This is a genomic window from Parabacteroides faecalis (assembly GCF_022809355.1).
GTDB lineage: Bacteria > Bacteroidota > Bacteroidia > Bacteroidales > Tannerellaceae > Parabacteroides > Parabacteroides faecalis.
Map to the genome: position 1 here is coordinate 34,528 of NZ_JAKZMM010000028.1, position 21,918 is coordinate 56,445.

The window sequence follows — 21,918 nt, forward strand, 5'->3', positions numbered from 1 at the left end:
TTTTCTATCAGATACAAAAAAGCCCTCGGATTTAGGAAGTGTAAATCCGAGGGCTTTCTTATGATCAGTCATGAAGATATTACATCATACCTTCATTTCCACCTCCATTATTACTATCTACATCGTCATTGCTGATACCACGTTTTACTTTCTTGATAGCATCTTTCAACGTACCGAAACGATAAGTCAGGCTGATGCGGAAATCGCGTGCCCGCATATAGTTGACCGTTGTCATGTCAAATGCCGGGTCTTCGGTTGTACTTTCCATCTTAATGGTCTTCCAGAACGGATTACGGCATGTCAGAGATACCGTCAGTTTCTTCTTCAGGAAGCTCTTGTTAATAGCAAAGTCGGTAAAGTACATCGGAGAACGTTTTCCCTGCAAAGAAATTCTCGGTGAGAAGTAGCCACCACGCAAGTCTACCCGGAAATCTTTCGGTAAATTGAACTGAACACCGGTGAACATACGTCCGCTAAATCCAGTATTTCCCAAAGCCATTTCCGAACTGGACAAATCAGAATAATCAGCACCTCCGTTAAACATGATCCGCAACAAAGGTATCGGTGTATAGCTGGCATACAGAGAAAGACCAACCCGCTTACTCTTACCGATATTGTCGTAGGTCGTTTCTGAAACCCCATTGTTCATCTTGACAATCTGTTCGATGGCATTATTCTCAAAGCGATAACTCAAATTGGCATTGAAATTGAACTTGGAATTAAAGAAGCTATAATTCATGTGCAAACGATTACTCTTTTCCGGGTCCAAGTTCGGATTACCATAACTGATATTTTCTGGGTCGGTTGTATTCACGTATGGATTCAAGTTCCAAATGCTCGGACGACGGATACGCATGTTATAGCCCACCCGGATTTGCTGCGCCATATCGATCTGATAAGACAAGGTCAAGTTCGGTACTACATTAAAATAACTGGTACTAAAATCCATATCTGGCTCGTAGGCAAAATGAGCATTCAAAGAAGTTCCTTCGGCACGGGCTCCCGCCTTGATACCCAATTTATCGACCTTCAACGTATAACCCAAATAAGCGGAATAGATATGCTGGTTATGACGGAAATCACTGTTCGCATCATATTCCGGATCCCAAACATTCGTAGAATCGTTATAATACTGCCGTAACGTCTCACTATCACTCTGGCGGAAAATATATTTAGCTCCTACTTCCAAGGTATGATCTTTCCACAAAGGAGTTGTATAATCGATCTGCGCTGTATGTTCAGCAGAGGCAGCATCGTTGATATCCCAACGTGGATACAAATCATCCTGCGGATAATTTCCTTCTATATTTTCCAGATCGGTATAACTTTCGTTATTGTTCGGTGTATGACTAAAACGATAAGAGAACGTCAGTAACTCATCCTTCTTATGCGTAGAATGCTGGTAATCGACATTGACATCTGTTGAACCGAAAACCGAAGTAGAACTACTGTTTCGGTCAAATCCATACACGAAATTGGAAAGATCACTACCATCCATCATCGTCACATCATATTCCGTCTTGTTGGTTGCATCACCGCGGAACAAGTTTACACCCACACTCAGCAAATTCAACGAGTCGATCTCATAACTTCCTTCCAAATAACCAAACTGGAAAGGTCCTTGTCGTTTGCTACGTCCATATTGGTTTAATAAAGTAGCTGGATTCGTTCCGGATGCATAAGTCTCACGAATGGAATAAGATTCACTCCAAGGCGAATTCTCATGATTATATTTATAATTCCCTGTAAGACCGAACTTACCGAATTTAGCCGATACATACGCTCCGGCACCCATACGTCCTAATACACTGGCATCCGCATTGATAGAAGCCGTATAACCTTCCAAAACATTTCGTGTAGTAATGATATTAATGATACCACCAACACCTTCAGCGTCATATTTCGCACCCGGATCAGTAATCACCTCTATATCTTTCACCGAATTGGCCGGCATACTTTTCAATACATCAGCCGGATTATTATTCATCATATTGGAAGGCTTTCCATTCACATAAATCTTGAAGTTGGTTGATCCTTGCAACTGGATTTCATCATTACCATCTACCGTAATCATCGGGACCTTACGCAACATATCCAATGTATTACTGGTCTGCGCTTCCGGATCTTCATCCAAACTATAGGTCAATTTATCCAGTTCCACTTTCACCAGTTTCTTTTGGGCTGTTACCGTTACTTCGCCCAATTGCTTACTGTCATCGTGCATATAGAGAATTCCCAAATCCAGGACTTTCTTTTTAGCCGAAAGCGTAAAGTTCTTTTGGGCAGGAACCTTTCCTATCGATTGTAAAGAAAGAATATACTTACCAGCACTCTTCAGATCAGTCTCAAATTTTCCATCGATATCACAAGCCAACAGCTTCAGCGATTTCTGAGGAGCCGCAGAAGAGGCAATACTTATTGTCGCATAAGGAACTGTTTCATTACTTAAAGAATCGATTACTTGGCCTTTGATCACAAATTCACCCGATGTCTGGGCTTGTACTTTTAATGGTAAAGATATCAACAACAAACACAACAAAGCAAAAAAACTACATTTCATACCGTTTTACACATTTTATGATTAGAATTATAAGTTAGTCAATAGTTGCACAAAAGTAGTAGAATAAAGGACACAATATTATCCGATCCTTTTTAAAGAAGACTAAAAAATGTATTAGCCTGTTTTTAGCTTGTCTGCTCAAACGGACATAAGCCACTTTTCATTACTTTTGTCTTGAATTAAAACATGTTGGATTCATAACAGGAATTTTATGCCTCTATTCTTTCTCATTCTGGCCGCTTTATACTTGATTGGAAACGGCTATATTTATCTCCGGAGCTGGGAAATATTACATACGTTCCCGCTTATCTGGAAATGGATCTTCTCTGTAGGTTATTGGGCAGGAACATTCTCTTTCTTTTATATTTTCGGACATCGGGAGTTACCCGACTTCAATCCCTTCCTGCATATATTGTATTACATCGGAACAGGTTGGCTGATCTTTACCTTATACATGGTACTACTGCTTTTATCCACCGATTTACTTCGAGTTTTCAACATCTGTTTCAACTACCGGTTCATAACCTGTCTTGGTCTGACTATCTTATCATTAACCGGTGGATATATTCATTATTCACATCCCAAGAAGGAAGTTATCAACATAGATATTAACAAGGAAATAACCGGAAAAAAGCAAATACGAGTGGCAGCCATCAGCGATATTCACATCGGATACGGGACAACCAAAGAACGGCTTCAGCGGTATGTACGGATGATCCAGGCTGAAAAACCGGATTTAATCCTTATTTCCGGAGATTTAATCGACAGTAACTTAAAACCCGTACGGGAACAACACCTGGAACAGGAGCTTAATCAGTTACAAGCGCCGTTAGGTGTATTTATGATTCCGGGAAATCATGAATACATCAGCGGTATCGGGAAAAGCCGTACCTTCATTCAACAGCAAACATCCATCCAATGGTTGCAAGATTCGGTTGTAACCCTGGCGAACGGGATTCAATTGATCGGACGGGACGACCGGCATAATCCGAGAAGAAAGTCAATTGCCCAACTGACGGATACCTTATCATCCAACCGCCCTTTATTCCTGCTCGATCATCAGCCATACCAGTTGGATGAATCGGCACAAGCAAATATTGATTTACAATTCAGCGGGCATACGCACAACGGACAAGTATGGCCATTGAACCTGATTACCGGTCATCTGTTTGAAGTCAGTCACGGATATAAACAAAAAGAGAATACGCATATTTATGTTTCTTCAGGACTTTCTCTTTGGGGACCTCCTTTCAGGATCGGAACTCGCAGTGAAATGGTTATCTTTGACATCAATTTCCAATAAACGATTTTACGTATGAAAGTATTTATCCAGTCGATCGTAGCACAGCTATTACTGAATCCTTATATTTACTGGCGAGGCCATCAGGCTTTACCGCGGCAGAAGAAGTGGCAGGTTACTTATTTTCTGTTATTCCTGTTCGAAATCTGCCTGTACTTGTTCGGGTTCTTTTTCCGAAAAGATTTACCGGATTCGGTATTCATTCCCATTATGAATATCTGCAATACTTGGTATATCGGAAGTATCTATATTACGTTAGGTCTTTTATGTCTGGAAGTTATCCGCATCAGCCAGCGGAAATGGAAATGGTTACCCGGCATTATTGCCAAGCATTGGGAGGAAAGCAAACGGATTCTGTTCGCTCTCTTCCTGGCAGGAACAGGCATCTTGCTATATAAAGCCCATCTTCATGTTACACATCCCATTGTGAAACATCTTTATATTGATCTACCCAAAGGAAGCAGCAGCCGCGACAGTCTGAAGATAGTCATGGTTTCAGACACACACTTCGGAGAAGTAATCGGCAAGCAACAAGCACAGAATCTAGTTCGGTTAAGCAACGAACAACAACCGGATCTGGTCGTTTTTGTTGGTGATATATTGGATTATGAATCCCGTTTTGCCGAGAATGACCATATTGAAGAAGACATGCAACAACTGATTGCTCCGTTGGGTGTCTATACGATCTACGGGAACCATGAATACCGTGCCAACCGTTTTGCCAAAGAACACTGGATCCGTAAGTTCTCTACCTTATTAAAAGACTCGGTAGCTTCGCCCGATTCATCCTTTTACCTGATCGGACGGGACGACTTTATCCATAAGCAGCGTCTTCCTTTACATCAACTCCTGGCCGGATTGGATACCACCAAACCACTGATTGTTTTAGACCATCAGCCCTGGAGCTTCGCAGAAATGCGAATGAATCATATCGATTTGGGATTACACGGCCATACACACAACGGACAATTATGGCCTTATCCGTTATTGATGAAACTTATTTACGAATGCCCTTATGGCTATTATAGCAAAGGAGGAACACAACATTATGTGTCATCCGGCTTTGGTTGTGCCGGACCGGCTTATCGTGTCGGCACCTATTCCGAACTGATTGTATTGCACATCCGCTTTGTTTAGAAGGCAAGTGCATTTATGATCGGAGATCCAAGAGACAGAAAGAAATTCAATAAAACGATCTTTCACAAGCCCTACATCTTCCTGTATATCTGTCAGTTCTTGTGATTCAAAGACCAATCGGCAAGTAGAGGCGTAGCGTGCTGCGCCTCCAGCAGGCTAAAGGATGTACCTTCACATCCTTCACAGGAAGTTACAGAATATGAGATAAATAGGGGCGTGTGTGAAGGGTATAAAAGAAAATCGGATATGGGTATATTTTCCAAAATTCATGCCTATGTTTTGATCAATACACGCCGGGAATTTATCCATTTACGCCGGCTTTTGATGCAAACACGCCGGCTTTTGGAGATACTTGAAATCGGGTGTTTTGTGACAATGAATTTTTATTTTTACTTGCTCTTTTTTTATTTATTCCTAAATTTGCATATCCTGCTATTGGGACAAAACATTCTAAACAACCTTTTCTATGAAAAAGAGCGTATTTATCAATCCCTTTGTGGATCGGGGATTTAAGATTCTGTTCGGACAGGAATCAAGTAAGGATTTATTAATCGAGTTAATCAATGATTTGTTGGAAGGCGAGCACCATGTAGAAGACCTTTCTTATATGGATAAGGAAAATCCGAGTGAGACAACAGACGGTCGGGGTGTTATCTTTGACTTATTGTGTAAGGACCTGGACGGGACGATTTTCATTGTAGAACTTCAAAATGCCCGTCAAGATTATTTTTATGAGCGGCATTGTATTATCTTTGCCGTATGATCGCCTCGCAAGGCGAGAAAGGCGAGTCTTGGAAGTTTAAACTTTTACCGGTTTATGGAATTTTCCTATTGAATTTCAAGTCGGGCGAGACGGATAAAGTCCGTACCGATCTGGTGATAGCCGACCGTGATACGGGTGAACAGAAAGGGCGTAATTTCCGAGAGATATTCATCGAGTTTCCGTTGTTCAACAAAACGGAAGCAGAATGTGAAACCCCACTGGATTACTGGTTATATAATTTGAAACATATGGAACAGTTGGAACATTTATCATTCAAAGGTCAGAAAGCCTTGTTTAACCGTCTGGAAGAATTGGCACGTATCGCCAATATGAACAAGAAGGAACGGGCTGAATACGAGGCTGCCCTGAAGATATACCGGGATAATGAGAATGTTATGGACTATGCTGTTAAGACGGCAGAAAAAAAAGGATTAGAGAAGGGAATAGCAATTGGTGAGGAGAGAGGTCGGGCAGAAGGTATATTAATAACCGCCCGCTTGATGAAACAGAACGGTATTTCTTTTGAGCAAATCAAATTATGTACGGGCCTATCTGACGAGGAAATTGAGAATTTATAAAGAAAAGCATAAAAAACCGGGAGTCAAAACAGATTCCCGGTAAAAAGATCTTATCTTTCACATAGCCTCAGCTTTGGTCAGGCGTCTTTTTTAAGGTGTTAATGTCTGGTATCCGATCTCCACTGTGGAGATATTGTCATGTTGCAAACGTAGGTATTCTTTATTTTCCCAGAAACTGGAACTATACCCAAAACCCCTTCGATTCACCATAACGGTCATCGAAGGGGCTTTCCTTATACATTATATAGATATCCGAAGGAAAGAATAACGGATCAGCGCTCTCTTATTTTCCTTCCGGAGTACTCAAAGTCTGTTGATAGAGAGTCCGGTTGGCTAATACTTCCAAAGCCTTCTCCAAGACTTTGTCATCTTTCAGACTGGCCAGCAACTCTCCTTTCTGATAATAATAACGTTTGACGATTTCCGACTCGAGCATGCGGGTTACTTCCTTCTTGAAACGATCGAAATCCCGTTCCAGATTCGGAGTCAGCTTAGCTTCCAATGTTTTAAACCAAGTAGAATCGCCTTCCAGATATCCTTCAAACTCAGCAACCTCTTTCAGGTTCTTCAAGACTTTCTCACTCTGGCGGTCGTAAGTAAACCCTTTTTCTTTCGCATAAGCCTTGAACGCTTCGAAGTCTGCATCACTGATTGAGAATTCTTCTACCGGAGGAATCGTCGGATGCTTCTGAGCCCAATTGGTTACAAAGTCGCAGAAGACCGTATCAACGGCCAAATAATACATCATGGTAGGCATTTTATCTTCTTTGACTTCAAACTCAGGACGAACACCACCGCCATCACGAACCGGACGACCTTTTGCCGTATAAAATACTTTGGTCAAACTATCCGGGATCGCAGCCACCGAACCATCTGCCTTACGATGTGTATAGTCTAACTGCTGGATACAACGGCCACTTGGAATATAATATTTACTGATCGTAACCTTCAGACTACCATTATATGGCAGATCGCGCGTAGATTGTACCAAGCCTTTTCCGTATGAACGTTGCCCGATCAACACGGCACGGTCCATATCCTGCAAAGAACCCGAAACAATTTCGGCAGCCGAAGCCGAGTTCCCGTTAATCAATACCGCCAAAGGCATAACGGTATCAATCGGATCACTCGACGTACGATACGTACGATCCATCTGCGCATGCTTGGATTTGGTAGAAAGAACAACGCTTCCTTTCGGTACAAACATGCCGACAATCTGAACAGCCGACTCCAAAACACCACCGCCATTATTGCGCAAATCCAAAATCAAACTTTTTACATGGTGATTATCCCGCAAATCCAGGAAAGCATCTTTCACTTCCTGAGCACATTTATCGGTAAAGCTCTTCAAATAGATGTAACCGACACTGTCGCCACGCACGCCATACCACGTAACCTGATTAATTTGAACCTGTTTACGAATGATATCAAACTTCCGAGGCTTCTTTTCTCCCGGCCGCTGGATCGTAAGCGTCATCTTCGAGTTTGGAACACCTTTCAACAGTTCACTTACCTTGTCGTTGGTAAATGAAGAGACATTCGTTGTATCAATAGCCAAAATCTGATCGCCGGCTTTCAATCCGGCTTCTGCTGCCGGCATTCCTTCAAACGGCTCAATGATCATGACATTTCCCTTCTCATTACGCTGACGAATATAAGCACCGATACCACCATATTCACCTGTTACCATTTGCTTAAAGTCGCCCATTTCCTGTTCGGGTATATATTCGGTATATGGATCCAAGCCACCTAACATGGCATCGATACCACGGCGGACAGTCTTCTCTACATCAACCGTATCCACATAGAACATTTCCATCTCTTTTACCAAAGAATTGAAAATCTCTAAATTCTTACTTACCTCGAAATGGTTATCTTTCTTCTCTTGCGCCTGCACCGGGAATAAAGTACCGGCACACAACAAGGCACAAATCCAACCAATCAAACCTTTACGCTGCATTCGTCTTATTCTTTATTAATTCACATATAGAATGTAAAAGTAGAAATTAATCTTTTGTGCCAGCCAAAATAGTCTTTACTTTTAACTTTATTTGTTCCCATTTATCGGCCGGTACTTGCGGACCTACTACATCAATCACATATCCCGACAACATCGAACCAATCTGTGCCGATTGTACCAGCGACGCACCAACCGACTGACCATACAAGAAGCCGGCAGCAAAGTTATCACCTGCGCCAGTCGTATCAACCGGTTTTCCGCCTTCTGCATCCACATGATAGAATTTACCTTCGCTACCAATCAAAGAACCGTCTTTACCTAGAGTAACCAAAGCCACATGTACTTGCTTTTCCAAAGCCTTAACAGCTTCCTGGGCAGGAAGTCCGGTAAATGCCTCCGCTTCGCTGGCATTGGCAAAAAGAATATCTACATACTGTGGTATCACTTCTTCCAACAATCCTTTATAGGCATTTACAATATTATAATTAGCCAAATCAAGAGCCACTTTCAAACCAAGACGTTTGGCTTTCTTCATCGTCTCGCGTACCAGCTCTTCATTGACAATCAAATAACCTTCTATATGGATACAATCGTAGCCACTCAATACATCTTCCGTAATTTCATCCGGCGAAATGGTTGGAGCCGGACCTAAAAATGTTCCCATCGTACGCTCTCCATCCGGAGAAATAAACACCGTACAAGCGCCCGACGGACCTTCTGTCTTGATCAGATAAGAAGCAACACCCGCTTTCAGCAAAGCTTCTTCATAAAACTGGCCCAAATTATCATCGCCTACCTTTCCGATAAATCCGGATTGACCACCTAAAAGTGCAATGGCTCGCATTGTATTACAATTAGCTCCACCCGGAGCCTGAGTTGTTTCTGTATTTGCCTGATATTTCCGGATTACATACATTTGTTCTCTGGAAATCATATCCATAGCACCTTTCTGAATACCTATTTTTACCAATGTTTCATCACTGTCTAACTTCGATAAAACATCGACTAACGCATTGCCGAGTCCTAAAATCTTCATTTTTCTCAAAATTTTTCTGCAAATATATTGCATATTTCGAAAATACACCGTACTTTTGCAGTGCAATTTCAGAGAGGTACTTTGGAAAAGCAAATAAATAACATTCTTCCTTAGCTCAGTTGGTTAGAGCATCTGACTGTTAATCAGAGGGTCCTTGGTTCAAGCCCAAGAGGAAGAGCAAACATTCTTCTTTAGCTCAGTTGGTTAGAGCATCTGACTGTTAATCAGAGGGTCCTTGGTTCAAGTCCAAGAAGAAGAGCAAAACATACATTCTTCCTTAGCTCAGTTGGTTAGAGCATCTGACTGTTAATCAGAGGGTCCTTGGTTCAAGCCCAAGAGGAAGAGCTTTCGAAAAGAGACATAATCAGATATGTCTCTTTTTTCATGTACAGACTTCTCGTTTTCCCACCCACTTATCAACAAGTTATTTACTATTCACAGGCTTTTCAACAGGGTTATCAACAGATTTATCCACATACTGGCAGATAAATCCTATATGAGTTTATTGCATAAAAAATAACCGGTGTAGCATTTCTACAAACACTACACCGGCATACCTATTAACTATTCAGAGAATTTTTAATTTCTATTCTGACGTTTACGTTCTGTTTCATCCAAAATAATCTTACGCATACGCATATAATTCGGAGTGATTTCAACGTATTCATCACCTTTAATATATTCCAACGCATCTTCCAGACTGAAAATAGTTGGCGGAGCCAGAGAAACTTTTTCATCAGACCCAGAAGCACGCATATTCGTCAACTTCTTAGACTTCGTTACGTTAACCACCAAGTCATTATCTTTTGTATGTTCTCCAACTACCTGACCTGCATAAACTTCTTCTCCCGGAGCAATGAAGAAACGACCGCGAGACTGCAAGTTATTCAAGGCATAAGCATAAGCCGTTCCGGTTTCCATTGCAATGATAGAACCGTTGGTACGACGTTCGATATCACCTTTCCAAGGTTGATATTCCAAGAAGCGGTGAGCAATGATTGCCTCACCGGCAGAAGCCGTCAGAGCCGCATTATTCAGACCGATGATACCACGAGAAGGAATTGTAAATTCCAAATGCATACGTCCGTTCTTGCTTTCCATCATCGTCATCTCACCTTTACGTTTGGTCACCATATCGATGATACGACTTGAACATTCTTCCGGCAAATTAATAGTCAGTTGCTCAACCGGCTCGCATTTTACACCATCAATTTCCTTGATGATAACCTGCGGCTGACCTACTTGCAATTCGTATCCTTCACGACGCATCGTCTCGATCAAGACAGACAAGTGCAATACACCACGTCCGTAAACCAACCATGAATCCGCTGAATCAGTCGGTCTTACACGCAAAGCCAAGTTCTTATCCAATTCTTTCTGCAGACGTTCATAAATATGACGAGAAGTCACATATTTACCATCTTTACCGAAGAAAGGCGAGTTATTGATTGTAAAGAGCATAGACATCGTCGGCTCATCAATGGCAATGGTAGGCAAAGCTTCAGGTTCCAGAGCATCGGCAATTGTCTCACCAATTTCAAAACCTTCAATACCGATTACGGCACAGATATCACCTGATTTCACAGACTGCACTTTCGTACGGCCCAATCCTTCGAATACATCGATTTCCTTGATCTTTGACTTTACCTGCGAGCCATCCCGCTTACACAAAACGATATCTTGTCCTTCACGTAATTCTCCGCGATGAACACGTCCCACAGCAATTCGCCCTACGTATTTAGAATAATCCAATGAAGTAATCAACATTTGTGACGGACCTTCCAATACTTGCGGTTCCGGAATATATTTGATAATGGCATCCAATAACGCCGTTATATCCGTAGTAGGCTTTTCCCAATCTTCCGACATCCAACCTTGTTTGGCAGAACCATAAATAGTCGGGAAATCCAATTGTTCTTCGGTAGCATCCAAGCTGAACATCAAATCGAATACCATCTCTTGTACTTCCGAAGGACGACAGTTCGGTTTATCTACCTTATTAATGACAACAATAGGCTTCAGACCAATCTGAATGGCTTTCTGAAGCACGAAACGAGTCTGCGGCATCGGGCCTTCGAAGGCATCCACCAATAACAAACAGCCATCAGCCATATTCAATACACGTTCTACTTCCCCTCCAAAATCAGCGTGCCCCGGAGTATCGATAATATTAATCTTATATCCTTTGTAATTAATAGACACATTTTTGGCAAGGATTGTAATACCTCTTTCCCTTTCCAAATCATTGTTGTCAAGGAACTGATCCGGCTCAGCCTGTCCTTCCCGGAAAAGCTTACCAGCCAATAACATCTTATCCACGAGCGTTGTCTTTCCGTGGTCCACGTGCGCAATAATCGCAATGTTTCTTATCTTTTGCATTGAAGACTAATTTATTGGGTGCAAAAATACGACATTTCTCAGAATGTAGAAGGAATATTATACCCAAAAAATAAAAAAAGAGCAAGAAATCATTGCAGATCAAAAAGAAACACCTATCTTTGCATCCGCTTAAATAACATAGTATAGTATTAATTTATTAAAGTAAGAGAATCATGTATTTAGATTCAGAAAAGAAAAAAGAAATCTTCGAAAAGTACGGTAAATCAGCTACTAACACAGGTTCTGCTGAAAGCCAGATCGCATTGTTTACTTACCGTATCGCTCACTTGACTGAGCACCTGAAAGAAAATCACAAAGACTTCGCTACTGAACGTGCGTTGAAAATGTTGGTAGGTAAGCGTCGTCGTCTGTTGGATTATCTGACAAAAGTTGATATCGAAAGATATCGTGCTATCATCAAAGAACTGGGTATCAGAAAGTAATTTTACTTCTCCTATAAGTTCATAAAAAGGTCACTTCTTTTCGGAGTGACCTTTTTTATTTCCTTTTGTTTTCCCGTTATTATTCATAACGAACGGCTGTTCCGGCTGCCGTAACCATCAGCATACTTCCTTCGCCGCCTACGGTTTCATAATCAAGATCGATGGCAATCACCGCATTGGCACCCAAAGCGGCTGCCTGTTGTGACATCTCCTGCAAAGCCGTTTCCTTGGCTTCCCGCAATACTTTCTCGTACGAACCCGAACGTCCACCCACAATATCCCGGATGCTGGCAAAGAAATCTCTGAAAATATTCGCACCAATGATTGTTTCGCCCGAAACAATTCCATAATAAGCCGTAATCCGCCGGCCTTCAATGTTGTTTGTTGTAGTCAGTAACATAATTGTATTTCTATTTTTATCCAGGCATCAAAGGTCTGAACCTCTGATGCCTTGCTTATTGATTGTTTTTTATTGAATTACGGATGAACTGCCGTCATCTCGATTTCCAAGGTTCCGCCTTTCACCAGGTCGGCATGCGGGAAGAACAAGGAATCCAGGACTTTTCCGTTCAACTTAGCCTCTTTCATATACTTATTTTCCGGAGAATTGTTCTTGACAATAATCTCGAAATTTCCTCCGGCAACCGGGATTGTCGCCTTATCTATCATCGGACGACCGATTGCATACACCGGAATTCCCGGACAAACCTGATAAAAGCCTAATGCACTCAATACATACCAGGCAGACATCTGACCACAGTCTTCGTTTCCGATGATTCCGTCCGGCTGGTTCGTATAGAAATTACGCATGATAAAGTCCAAACGTTCCGCTCCCTTCCAAGGCGCATCCGTCCAATTGTACAAATAGGCCATGTGGTGACTGGGTTCGTTTCCATGTGCATACTGACCGATCAGCCCCGTAATATCACCCGAAGCCTCAGCTCCGTCGATTTGAGAAGAAGTCGTAAACAAAGTATCCAACCGTGTTTCCAATTCTTTCTTACCACCAATCTCGGCAATGAAATTATCCATATCATGCGGAACAAAGAAACTCCATTGGAACGCATTTCCTTCGGTATAATCACTCTTCATATGAGATGAATAACGCGGATTAAACGGTGTACGGAAAGAACCGTCGGCCATCACACCGCGCATCAGCTTCGTTTCCGGATCCAGATAACGCTTATAATAGGAAGCTTTCTCCTGATAAGCTTTGGCCAACGTATCATTTCCGGCTTTAGCCGCTATCTGAGCGATACACCAATCGTAATAAGCCATTTCCAATCCCCACGAAACGGATTCCGGAATCGAGTCGGCAGGGACAAATCCAAACTTATCTTTATAATACACATGCCGGGTGATCAGATCCAGTTCGCGTGTACCTTTGAACTTTTCTGCCAGGTCTGCCCGATAAACAGAAGAACGGGCTCCGGCTTCAGCCCAAAGATTCAAATCTCCTTTTGCCAAATCCTTGGCTACCAGATCAGCCAATACGGATACCGCCGGATAACCAACCATACATCCGGTATAACTGGAAGCCAACGGCCATTTCGGCAAGATGGTTCCTTCCATATAACCCTGCACCAACGCATTTCCCATATCCGAAGCCAACGACGGATTGATAATCGTCATCAACGGATGCAAGGCACGGAACGTATCCCACAAAGAGAACGCCGTATAATTCGTATAACCGGCAGCAGCAGTATGTACTTTCTTGTCCATACCCAAATAACGGCCATCCACATCCTGATAAGCAAACGGAGCAATCATCGTATGGTAAAGCGCTGTATAGAAGTTCTTCCGGATCACCGGATCGTTGGTTTCGATCTGGATCTTGTTCAATGCCTTGTTCCAGATATCAGCCGATTCGGCACGAACCTGATCGAAGTCCCATCCCGGCAATTCGGCTTCCATATTCTTTTCCGCTCCTTCCACATCAACCGGAGAAAGTGCTACTTTTACCAACAAAGGCTTATCCGATTCCTTGAACCGATAGTGGAACTTCAGATCTTTATCGGAATGCAATTTGAGGAACAAGGAATCCGAACGCATCTTTCCATCTATATACTGATAGATCTTAGTCATCGGTTCAGAGAAAGTCACCCGGTAAGAAACAGAATGGAAATGTGCCCAACCCTGTGTCTTATACGTTCCTTCTACCGTTGAGTCGTTGACCAGCTGATAATCATTGCTCACCAATTTGTGTCCCCAGTTGGGTTGAAGTACATGCCCCAAGTCCAGCATCACCCGACGGTCTTTCGGATTATCGAAAGTATACCGGTGAAAGCCCACTCGGTCGGTAGAAGTCAGCTCGACATTCACACCCAAGTTTTCCAACCGTACGGCATAATAGCCCGGAGTTGCCTTCTCTGTCTCCTTCTTGAAGGTAGCCACCGGCTTGATCGAATCGCCTCCACTGAACGGGAGCAGCATGATATCGCCCAGATCTCCGATACCTGTTCCCGACAAATGCGTATGACTGAAGCCATAAATCTGATGATCGTCATAATGATAGCCGCTGCTGGCGTCCCAGCCCATGATATGTGTATCCGGACTTAACTGCACCATCGCGTACGGACGCGTAGCTCCCGGGAATGTATGCCCATGAAAGCCGGTTCCGATAAACGGATCTACATACTGGATTTCGTCGGCCAACGGCTGCGACTCCGGTTTCTGCTGACAACTCGTTGCCAAACCCATCACGGCAACGGATAATAAAAATAGTTTCGTCTTCACTGTGTTATAGATTTAGTATTAGTTATTGTCAAATCTTATTCAGCAAACTTACATATTTTTATTGACTTACTCAGTATTCCGGAGTCAAAAAAGAGAAATGTAAAGCAAAGATCAGATGAATTATTTCCTACCTTTGCAGCTCATTTATACAAATCAGCTATGTTTACTGTCATTGGCATCATGTTTGCCGGTATTGCTGCCGGATACTTATTAAGAAGTGTTTCTATCTTGCAAAAGATAGGGAAACCTATTTCGTACACCATATTCGCCCTGCTCTTTTTATTGGGCGCTTCCGTCGGGACAAACCCGCAAATCATCAATAACTTGAGTACATTGGGCCTGCAAGCCTTGCTGATTGCAGTTGCCACGACTCTAGGCAGCGTTTGCATGGCGAAGATCGTCTATCACTTTTTCTTTGAGAAGAAAGGAGGAGAGAAATGATTGGCAGTATCATTGTTGTAGGATTCTTCATCTTGGGTTGCCTGCTGGGCTGGGCCGGTCTTTTACCCGACTGGATCATGGATGCCGACCTTTCGATGTACGTATTATATGCCCTGATGTTTCAAGTCGGACTCAGTATCGGCAGCGATAAGAAACTGAAAGACATCCTTCGAAGCATCCGTCCGAAATTATTGCTCGTGCCTTTGGCTACAATCAGCGGCTCTTTACTATTTGCCGCCCTGATCAGTCTGGTAATCAGCCGTTGGAGTGTATTCGACTGCCTGGCGTTAGGTAGCGGATTCGCTTATTATTCTCTCTCTTCCATCCTGATTACTCAGCTGAAAGAACCATCTTTAGGTATTCAGATCGCTTCCGAATTAGGAACCATTGCACTGATCGCCAATATTCTCCGGGAGATTTTCGCCCTGTTGGGTGCACCCATCTTCCTCAAATACTTCGGGCGTCTGGCACCAATCTGTGCCGGAGGAGCCACAACCATGGATACAACGCTGCCCATTATCACCCGCTACTGTGGCAACGACCTGGTGTTTGTTTCCATCTTCCACGGGATTCTGGTCGATTTCAGCGTACCTTTTCTGGTATCCTTCTTCTGCCAGTTATAACGAAGTCATCAAGATTTCCAGTCAAACCTTTTTATTTTATATCGTTTCACCCGGGTGATTCGATCGTCCCACCTAGGTGAAACGATCATTCCACAAGGGTGAAACGATCGTTCCACAGTCGTGGAACGGTAAAAAGGTAACGAGAATCAGATTTAATTGTGCCTAAAATAAATAACCACCCGCATGCTACATGACAATACAGGTGGTTATTCATATCTGGTCTATTCAAGAGATTATCCAATAATCCATTTACTTTTCGGGAGATAAGATAGGATCTTTGTAGCGACATAGCAACTCACAAATGTAGCTACAGCAATAAAAGGTATAGCAGCCACAGTAGGCAAAGCCAGAACTTCCTTACAGATACTAGTCCACATGCCCAGCCAGAAGATATGCATCAAATACATTCCATAGCTCAACTTGGAGATGTCAAGAATCAGACGCGGCGTTTCCTGCTGCTGTATGCACGAGAACATAAGAAACATTCCGGTAGTGAGTAAAACACAATTAATCGTACAGAAAGCCCATCCTATCTCTAAAACCGGAGTAGAATGGATTACACCCGGAACAGCCTGAACATAGAATGACAATATCGTCCATACAGCACCAATCACCGTTAAAAGCAAGCCTACATTCAAGCGTTTGCTCCGGCTCCAGTCAAGATGCACACGTATGTAATGAGCCAAAACGAGATAACCAAGATATCCAGAAAAATACCAAAGCATATGATATTCATTCCAGAAACATTGTCCCCATACTTCTCCGAAGAACCTGTTCAGATAAGGAATACAGGTAGATATTAAAAACAACAGGATAAAGAAACGCTCTTCTTTAGCCGTTGCTTTATTTATCCAGGGTGAAATCATTGGAATAAATAAATAGAGACTAATTAGCGGATACATAAACCAAAGATGTCCGGCCAACGTCGGGAAGTTCAACAGGATACGGGATAAATCTTTGACCGAGGTTTCCGTATGAATCTGTCCCCATAACAAGGGAAGAGTACTGTACAAGATCATAAAGATGAACATGGGTGGTAGAATGTGCGTAAACCTACGTTTATAAAATTGCCACATGTTCTGCTCAGCTTTCATAGGAACAAGAAGAAATGCCGAGACAATCATAAATAAAGGAACAGACATTCTTGAAAATCCATCGTATATGGAGACCCAAAGTCTGTCCGTCTCGTTATTCAGTAAAGCCTGAGGACCAACCATATCTGTTGAACCGGGTGCTCCATAAAAGTTCTCACTCGCGTGTACCAACATAACCAGAAAACAGGCAAATACACGCACATAATCAAGGAATACAACTCTCTTCATTATAAATAAATAGGTCTAATAAATTGTTTTCAATTAAGTCTTACTATCGAGCCTTGATGCCTCATCTGAATCAAATATAAGCTTATCCTTCGTCACCCAGACGAAGAATAAGCTTATGCTATTATACTGGAATAATTCCTTTTTCTGCCAATAACTTCAATCCCAAGTCTTTCAACTTGAACTTCTGAATCTTTCCACTACCTGTCATCGGGAAGGTATCGACAAAGAAGATATATTTCGGAATCTTATGACGGGCAATCTTTCCACAGCAGAAGTCTTTCACCACATCCTCTGTCATGGTTACACCATCATGCAAGATAATAAAGGCACCGACTTCTTCTCCATACTTCTTCGAAGGCACGGCTGCCACCTGTACATCTTTCACTCCTTCCAGATGATATAGGAATTCTTCCAATTCGCGCGGATAAATATTCTCACCCCCACGAATAATCATATCTTTGATACGACCGGTAATCCGATAATTACCGTTTTCGTCCTTTACTCCCAAGTCACCGCTATGCAGGAAGCCATTCTCATCAATGACTTCGGCTGTTGCTTCCGGATTGTTATAATATCCTTTCATCGTATTATAACCGCGGTTACACATTTCGCCCTGCACACCAACCGGACATTCTTCGCCCGTTTCCGGATCGATCACGCGTACTTCGGTAAATTCAAAATCACGTCCTACGGTTGTATAACGTACTTCTGCCGGATCATCAATCCGAGAATGTGTCATACCCGGAGAAGCTTCAGTCAGTCCATACACACTCGTTACCCGCATGAACATCTTCTCTTCTACCTGCTTCATCAATTCAATCGGACACAACGAACCTGCCATAATACCGGTACGAAGTGAACTCAAATCAAACATATTGAACATCGGATGATTCAATTCGGCAATAAACATCGTCGGAACCCCGTAAAGAGCTGTACAACGTTCCTTATGTACGGAAGCCAAAACCACCAGCGGATCAAACTTCTCGACCATTACCTGTGTACAACCATGAGTCAATACGTTCATGGATGCTAATACCACACCAAAGCAATGGAAAAGCGGCACACAGCAACACAGCTTATCTTCGGAAGTAAACTTCATGTGTTCTCCTGTCAGGAAACCGTTATTCGTAATATTGTAATGCGTCAGCATCACACCTTTCGGGAATCCGGTTGTACCCGAAGTATATTGCATATTCACAACATCCTGACAATCGACTTTAGCTTTTACCTCATCCAAGATCTCATCGCTGATATTCTCACCCAAGAGCAGCAATTCCGGTGTATTATACATACCACGGAACTTCTCCTGACCGATATATACCACATTCTTCAGTTTCGGGAAACGTTTGCTCTTCAGGTAACCGCGCTGCGATTCCTTCAGTTCAGGAAGCATCGTATAAACCATGTCAATATAGCTGCCATCGAAGACACCATCAGTAATACACATGGTATGAATATCTGCATTCTCAACCAAAAATTCCAGCTCGTTCTGCTTGTAATTCGTATTGATCGTAACCGCAACCGCACCAATCTTGGCTGCCGCAAACAGGAATGTCAACCAATCCGGCACGTTGGTAGCCCAAATGCCGACATGCGTGCCATGTTCCACACCAATGGACAACATACCTTTTGCCATCCGGTCAACCCGTTCATTAAACTCTTTCCACGTAAACCGAAGATCACGGTCTGAATACACAATATATTCCTTGTCTGGCGTAACAGCAGCCCAATGTTCCAGCCACTGTCCTAATGTCTTATTCTGTAAAGCTAACATAACCTGATCCCAATTAATACGGAGTATAAATCACACCCAGAATCCGAGCCGAGGCATCCTTGGCTGCATGAACATGGTGAGCTACAATCGAATCATAATAAATACTGTCACCGGCTTCCAGCTGATAGGTATTCTTTCCATATACAATTTCCAGCTTACCTTCCAAGACATAGATAAACTCTTCACCTTCGTGCGAAGATGTAACGAAGCTTTCGCCTTCAGCCGACGGAGCCACATCGATCATAAACGGTTCCATGTGACGTCCCGACTTGTCTTGTGACAAAGAGTGATAAGCCATATGCTTACGACCTTCCGTATTGTTGTTGGTAAATCCAATACCGTCGCCAGCCATGTCTCCTTTGCGGCAAACTACCGGTCCTAATTGAGATTGGTCATCCAAGAAAGTTCCCAGACGAACGCCCAAAACACGCGCTATCTTAATAAGCGGAGCTAGTGATGGGAAATCAACATTTCCTTCAATCCGCTGAATCTGTTCTACACTTAAACCTGATCTTTCAGCTACATCTTCAATAGAAAGCTGCTTCGTCTCACGTATATGTTGGATCTTTGATCCGATAATTTTGTTGTCTTTCATTTTTGTACTATTATTATTTAGGCAAGACAAAAGTATATTATTTATTTATTATTTCAAACATTTTGTCTGATTTATCTTTTAAATCATTATTGATTCACCAAATATTCAGATAAAAATAAAGCAGTCAACATTCATTGACTGCTTTTAACTTTAAATTCATATCACTTCTGAATAAGAGATAGAGCGAATCCGCCTCCAGGAGCGAGGTCTATCTGTAAAGAACTGCTACGCTCTACGGTTTGTTCCGTCTTCTTATAATCAGCAGCCTGCTTACCGGCATTCACACCATCCGAGAATAATACGGCTTCATAGTTGCCTTCTCCCAAGAAAGATAAATCCAGTTTGACAGTCCGGGCATTCCAGTCAGTCAAACCTCCTACATACCAATTCTTTCCTACCCGACGGGCTGTAACAATATATTCACCCATCTTTCCCTGAAGCACTCGTGTCTCCTCAATACCGGTATTGGGAACAGAACAGATAAAATCAACACAAGGCTGTTCCTGTCTGTAAATCGTAGGATTATCAGCCAGCATCGTCAGAGGTGAATCATGAACGATATACGTAGCCAGCTGATGACAGCGTGTTCCCTGACTCATCGGATTGTAATAAATCGGTTGGAAATCTTTTTTCGTTGCATTGCGCATGGCGCCAGGAGTATAATCAATCGGTCCGCACATCATGCGGATAAACGGCATCGTGACATCATATTCCATCATATCTTTTTCCACCGTGCTCCATTTCATTTCTTCCATACCAAACACCGATTCGAAGTTGATAATATTCGGGAAAGTCCGGTTCAAACCTGTCGGCTTATAAATACCATGCAGATCCAGTGTCAGATGATATTTCGCTGTCATCTCGGCAATCCGATAAACCATTTCAACGCCTGTCTGATCATCCCGGTCCAGAAAATCTACTTTAAACCCACTGATACCCATTTCTGAATACTTCTTGCAGGCTTCTTCCAGCTGATCGTCCAACACATTAAACACTGTCCAAAGAATCAGGTCAACACCTTTGGATTTTCCATAAGCGATCAATTCTTCCAAATTCAATTCCGGAATGACAGTCAGCATATCACCACTCTTCGGATTATACCAGCCTTCGTCCAGCACGACATAACCAATCTTGTTCTCCGCGGCAAAGTCAATATAATGTTTATAAGTGTCCATATTAATGCCTGCCTTGAAATCGACATTCCAAATGCCCCAGTCGTTCCACCAGTCCCAAGCAACCTTACCTGATTTTACCCACGAATAATCACCGATCCGATTCGGAGAAGCCAAGGCATAAACCAGATTATTCACCGGCATCTGCGTATCATCACTCGTAATCGCCATGATTCGCCAAGGGAAAGAACGCGTACCTTGACAACGAGCTATATCATCACTCCGCTTCGTTACATATTTCATGGCACGTGTACTGTTCACCGCATATTCTTCCGGATATTCAGCAAAGTCGGCCTTCAAAGCACGAGCTTTCGGATCTGCTAGCACAAACATACCCGGATAATTCTCCAGATCAGATTCCAGAATCGTCACCTTAACGCCATCACCACAATCAGCTGTTACCGGCAAGAAGGCAACTTTACTGTTATCCGCCTCACTGATTTTGCTTACTGAATAAATATTCTGAAAAGCCATGGCGTATGGATCCTTCTTGGATGTTGTAAACGGAAGATAAACAACATAATCTTCTGCCCAATTGAAATCCGCCTGCTCATTGCGGACAACAATGTCTTCCTTCATCTTCGTTTCCCACCGATAGGCTACCCCATCATTATACACCCGAAAGACCAAGGCATAATCACCTTTAAAGGTCACATACATCTCATTGTAAGACACATCGAACGACGGACACCGATAATTAAAGCAATCCACATGCTCTTGAAAGGCCTTCTGTTTTACTTTCTTCACTACAGGCGATTGCCCCAAAACACCATTACTCAGTTCCAACGCAATCTGATTCTGTTTCATCAATGTTTTCCCATGATACATGACATCATACGAAATGTCCTCTTCCACTACAAGCTTCATCTGAATCGCTTTATCGGGCGATGAGACTACATACTCTTTGGCATTCAATACGTTTCCGAGAGATAAGACCAACAGGGAAACCAGGGTTAACAAACTTTTCTGTACCATAATTAATTATATGACCCGTTGGCGGAATTAAATTGATAAAATAAATATGTATAAAAGGTTGTGCTTATCGCTGATTATTAGTAGATTAGAAGTGATCAAACTATTAATTTACAATAAAGCTATG

The 21,918-nt window shown here is 42.5% G+C and carries 15 protein-coding genes, 3 tRNA genes and 1 pseudogene; 9 read left to right on the forward strand and 10 right to left on the reverse strand.

Going from position 1 to position 21,918, the window contains the following annotated elements; translation table 11 throughout:
* Nucleotides 1-79: 79 nt before the first annotated feature.
* Complete coding sequence (locus MUN53_RS11375; protein WP_243325526.1) at nt 80-2,560, reverse strand: outer membrane beta-barrel family protein; 2,481 nt, start codon at nt 2,558-2,560, stop codon at nt 80-82.
* A 211-nt stretch (nt 2,561-2,771) separates the two neighbouring features.
* Between MUN53_RS11375 and MUN53_RS11380 the strand changes: the two genes are divergently transcribed.
* From MUN53_RS11380 to MUN53_RS11390, 3 genes and pseudogenes are all read left to right on the forward strand, one after another.
* Nucleotides 2,772-3,863, forward strand: a complete 1,092-nt coding sequence (locus tag MUN53_RS11380) for a metallophosphoesterase (protein ID WP_243325527.1) — start codon at nt 2,772-2,774, stop codon at nt 3,861-3,863.
* Between the two features lie 12 nt (nt 3,864-3,875).
* Complete coding sequence (locus MUN53_RS11385) at nt 3,876-4,997, forward strand: metallophosphoesterase (protein ID WP_243325528.1); 1,122 nt, start codon at nt 3,876-3,878, stop codon at nt 4,995-4,997.
* A 466-nt stretch (nt 4,998-5,463) separates the two neighbouring features.
* A pseudogene (locus tag MUN53_RS11390) lies at nt 5,464-6,338 on the forward strand (Rpn family recombination-promoting nuclease/putative transposase).
* Between the two features lie 283 nt (nt 6,339-6,621).
* On the opposite strand, the gene MUN53_RS11395 reads toward MUN53_RS11390, so the two are convergent.
* Nucleotides 6,622-8,298 carry a S41 family peptidase gene (locus MUN53_RS11395; protein ID WP_243325529.1) on the reverse strand — a complete coding sequence of 559 codons (1,677 nt, stop codon included), beginning with the start codon at nt 8,296-8,298 and terminating at the stop codon, nt 6,622-6,624.
* Nucleotides 8,299-8,344: 46 nt separating this feature from the next.
* On the reverse strand, nt 8,345-9,334 hold the full coding sequence (locus tag MUN53_RS11400) for an adenosine kinase (RefSeq protein WP_243325530.1): 990 nt from the start codon (nt 9,332-9,334) through the stop codon (nt 8,345-8,347).
* 104 nt (nt 9,335-9,438) lie between these two features.
* Here MUN53_RS11400 and MUN53_RS11405 point away from each other — a divergent pair.
* The 3 genes from MUN53_RS11405 (at nt 9,439) to MUN53_RS11415 (ending at nt 9,679) form a co-directional block, all read left to right on the forward strand.
* Nucleotides 9,439-9,512: transfer RNA gene (locus MUN53_RS11405), tRNA-Asn, on the forward strand.
* A 7-nt stretch (nt 9,513-9,519) separates the two neighbouring features.
* A tRNA-Asn gene (locus MUN53_RS11410) sits at nt 9,520-9,593 on the forward strand.
* Between the two features lie 12 nt (nt 9,594-9,605).
* Nucleotides 9,606-9,679 (forward strand) — tRNA-Asn (locus MUN53_RS11415).
* A 234-nt stretch (nt 9,680-9,913) separates the two neighbouring features.
* On the opposite strand, the gene typA is transcribed toward MUN53_RS11415, so the two are convergent.
* The gene (typA, locus tag MUN53_RS11420) at nt 9,914-11,713 is read right to left on the reverse strand and encodes a translational GTPase TypA (RefSeq protein WP_022455450.1); all 1,800 of its coding nucleotides are present in this window, start codon (nt 11,711-11,713) and stop codon (nt 9,914-9,916) included.
* Nucleotides 11,714-11,886: 173 nt separating this feature from the next.
* On the opposite strand from typA, the gene rpsO reads away from it, so the two are divergent.
* On the forward strand, nt 11,887-12,156 hold the full coding sequence (gene rpsO / locus MUN53_RS11425; RefSeq protein WP_022455449.1) for a 30S ribosomal protein S15: 270 nt from the start codon (nt 11,887-11,889) through the stop codon (nt 12,154-12,156).
* 79 nt (nt 12,157-12,235) lie between these two features.
* On the opposite strand, the gene MUN53_RS11430 is transcribed toward rpsO, so the two are convergent.
* Both MUN53_RS11430 and MUN53_RS11435 read right to left on the reverse strand, forming a co-directional pair.
* On the reverse strand, nt 12,236-12,556 hold the full coding sequence (locus MUN53_RS11430; protein WP_022455448.1) for a heavy metal-binding domain-containing protein: 321 nt from the start codon (nt 12,554-12,556) through the stop codon (nt 12,236-12,238).
* A 77-nt stretch (nt 12,557-12,633) separates the two neighbouring features.
* Nucleotides 12,634-14,892 (reverse strand): GH92 family glycosyl hydrolase, encoded by a 2,259-nt coding sequence (locus MUN53_RS11435; protein ID WP_243325531.1) that lies wholly within the window; start codon nt 14,890-14,892, stop codon nt 12,634-12,636.
* A 159-nt stretch (nt 14,893-15,051) separates the two neighbouring features.
* Between MUN53_RS11435 and MUN53_RS11440 the strand changes: the two genes are divergently transcribed.
* The gene (locus tag MUN53_RS11440) at nt 15,052-15,333 is read left to right on the forward strand and encodes a LysO family transporter (RefSeq protein WP_243325532.1); all 282 of its coding nucleotides are present in this window, start codon (nt 15,052-15,054) and stop codon (nt 15,331-15,333) included.
* Nucleotides 15,330-15,956, forward strand: a complete 627-nt coding sequence (locus MUN53_RS11445; RefSeq protein ID WP_022455445.1) for a lysine exporter LysO family protein — start codon at nt 15,330-15,332, stop codon at nt 15,954-15,956. The genes MUN53_RS11440 and MUN53_RS11445 overlap by 4 nt, the downstream gene beginning before the upstream one ends.
* A 233-nt stretch (nt 15,957-16,189) precedes the next feature.
* Here the strand turns inward: MUN53_RS11445 and MUN53_RS11450 are convergent, their stop codons facing one another.
* The 4 genes from MUN53_RS11450 to MUN53_RS11465 all read right to left on the reverse strand — a co-directional run bounded on the left by MUN53_RS11450 (nt 16,190) and on the right by MUN53_RS11465 (nt 21,794).
* Nucleotides 16,190-17,278, reverse strand: a complete 1,089-nt coding sequence (locus MUN53_RS11450) for an acyltransferase (protein ID WP_243325533.1) — start codon at nt 17,276-17,278, stop codon at nt 16,190-16,192.
* Between the two features lie 121 nt (nt 17,279-17,399).
* A complete protein-coding gene (locus tag MUN53_RS11455) occupies nt 17,400-19,052 on the reverse strand; it encodes an AMP-binding protein (protein WP_243325534.1) in 1,653 nt (550 codons plus the stop codon).
* 13 nt (nt 19,053-19,065) lie between these two features.
* The gene (locus tag MUN53_RS11460; RefSeq protein WP_022455439.1) at nt 19,066-19,647 is read right to left on the reverse strand and encodes a helix-turn-helix domain-containing protein; all 582 of its coding nucleotides are present in this window, start codon (nt 19,645-19,647) and stop codon (nt 19,066-19,068) included.
* Nucleotides 19,648-19,808: 161 nt separating this feature from the next.
* Nucleotides 19,809-21,794 (reverse strand): glycoside hydrolase family 97 protein, encoded by a 1,986-nt coding sequence (locus MUN53_RS11465; protein WP_243325535.1) that lies wholly within the window; start codon nt 21,792-21,794, stop codon nt 19,809-19,811.
* Between the last annotated feature and the right edge of the window lie 124 nt (nt 21,795-21,918).